This is a genomic window from Corallococcus sp. CA053C (genome assembly GCF_003611675.1).
Lineage (GTDB): Bacteria > Myxococcota > Myxococcia > Myxococcales > Myxococcaceae > Corallococcus.
Map to the genome: position 1 here is coordinate 1 of NZ_RAWA01000727.1, position 2091 is coordinate 2091.

At 73.1% G+C, this 2091-nt stretch carries 3 protein-coding genes; all 3 read right to left on the reverse strand.

What is annotated here, in order from left to right; translation table 11 throughout:
• Window positions 1–361, reverse strand: a 361-nt coding sequence (locus D7V97_RS42625; RefSeq protein ID WP_199729205.1) for a hypothetical protein, incomplete at its 3' end; no start/stop codon positions are given.
• A 1-nt stretch (window position 362) separates the two neighbouring features.
• Window positions 363–1592, reverse strand: a complete 1230-nt coding sequence (locus tag D7V97_RS42630) for a CapA family protein (RefSeq protein WP_120616229.1) — start codon at window positions 1590–1592, stop codon at window positions 363–365.
• A partial coding sequence (locus D7V97_RS42635; RefSeq protein ID WP_199729207.1) for a fatty acid desaturase occupies window positions 1589–2091 on the reverse strand: 503 nt, incomplete at its 5' end. The genes D7V97_RS42630 and D7V97_RS42635, both read right to left, overlap by 4 nt.

Below are 2091 nucleotides of genomic sequence, written 5' to 3' on the forward strand. Positions count from 1 at the left end.
ACAGCGCGCCGAGGAACGAGAGCTGGCGCTCCGCCGGGATGCCTTCCCAGAAGGCGTGGAACGCGGAGACCTCGCGGGGCGTGGCGTCCGACGGCGTGCGCCCGAAGGCCGCGAGGTCCGCCTTCGCGAGCTGGTAGTGGGACTGCTCGTCCGCCGCGAGCTCCGCGAAGAAGGCCTTCAACTCAGGCAGCGTGGCGCGCTCGGCCGCGAGCCGCAGCCGGTCTCCACTGCGCAGCGTGTAGTGGTACATCATGTCCAGGAAGGCCACGTACCGCTCGGGCGTCACGGCCGGCAGCCAGCCCGCGACCTGCCGGGCCATGCCCACGGTGAGTGCCTCCAGCTGCTCCCGCATCGACACCATCTCAGTCCCTCCGGGTTGAAATCAGTCCGCCCAGGGTGCGCCGCGCGTGCGCGAGGTGCGGCGCCGCGCGCTCCAGGCCCAGCTCGTCCACCGCCACGACCCCCGCGTCCAGGAAGCCCTCGCCGCCCAGGCCCCGCCCGCACGCCGTGGGCACCGCGCGCACGTCCACGGGGCGCAGGGAGCCCCCCGCGTCCCGCGCGAGCGAGAGCTTCAGCACCGCGCCCGTCTGGCACGCCCGCGTGGGCATGATGCTCAGGAAGTTGCCGAGCGAGTACGCGATGAGCCCCACTCGCGGCGGCCCTCCCCGGCGCACCTGCGCGGGGCACGTGGGGTCCCCGCCGTCGATGGAGACCAGCTCCACGGGCTGCAGCACGTGCGGCGAGGAGCCCAGGAGGATGTCCGCCCCGCGCTCGATGAGGCGGTAGGCGTGCTCGCGCTGGAGGGACTCGGGCCAGTACTCGTACTCGAAGCCCCAGTGCGGCATGAGCACCACCAGGTCCGGCCCCACCGCGCGCGCCGCGTCAATGAGGGCGCCCAGCCGCTCCCAGTCGGGCGCATGCAGCGGGCTGCCCAGGCGCGTCACCGGAACGCCCTCGGGCGGCGCACCCGCGAGGTGGTTGATGTCATACGTCACCGCGGCAATGCCCAGGCGCACCCCGGCCACCTCCAGGCCCGCCACCGCGTCCTCGGCCCGGGGGCCTCCGACGCAGCGGTGCTCCGGGCGGGCCAGCACGCTCTGGCGCGTGCGCTCCAGCCCTTCTGCGCCCTGGTCCAGCGCGTGGTTGTTGCACAGCGAGAACACGCGGTGGCGCGCGGTGCCCTCCCACGCGTCCAGGTAGCCCGGCGGCGCGTTGTAGTGGAGCGTCTCGTAGACGCGCCGGGGCACGGGCCGCGTCGGGTCCACGGGCGTCTCCAGGTTGGCGAAGGCCACGTGCGCGTCCGCCATCAGCGCGCGCACGCCCGGGGAGAGGGCCTCGCGGAAGCCGCTGCGAATCCACATCACATCGCCCACGGCGCACAGGTTGAGCGCCGCGGGCGCGTCGGGCTTCCAGCTCCCGGAGGCGAGGTGCCGGGCGACGCGCGCGAAGTGCTCGACGTCCTCGGGGCGGCGCGGCTCGGGGACGTGGAGGAGGCTCTTGGCGATGTAGCGCAGGTTGAGGTCCCAGCGGGACAGCGGCCAGCGGCCGTCCTCGTAGCGGAGGTCCGCGTACAGCTGGCGCAGGGCGTTCATGGGCGCTTTCTTTCCAGGGTGACGAGCCGCACGTCCTCGTCCACGACGGTGGGCCCGGCGAGCAGCGCGCGTCCCATGACGTCCAGGTAGCTGTCGAAGACGGGGGCGCCGCGCGCGAGCAGCCCGGGGCGCAGGTGGGTGTGCAGCCTCGCGAGGTTGTAGCCGGGCACGCGCGGATAGAGGTGGTGGTCCAGGTGGTAGTTGAGCCCGTTCCAGAGGAAGGTGACGAGCCGCGTGCCGCGCACCGTCGTCGCGGTGTGGAAGCGGTCCCCGCGCCACGTGTTGGCGTAGTGGTCCGCGATGGACTTGAGGCCGTTGAGGGGGCTGGCGAAGAGCACCGGCAGCAGCCAGCACTCCACCGCTCCGGGGACGAGCCCGTGCCGCGACAGCAGACAGAAGAGCCCCGCGTAGAAGCCCGCGTAGCAGAGCAGCACCGCGCCATGGCGGCGCAATCGCGCGCGGCAGAAGTGCTGCAGCGGATAGAGGACGTTGAAGTAGA

Excerpts from the sequence above, each read along its gene's own strand:
- D7V97_RS42630 (WP_120616229.1), bottom strand. The coding sequence starts at position 1,592 with ATGAACGCCCTGCGCCAGCTGTACGCGGACCTCCGCTACGAGGACGGC.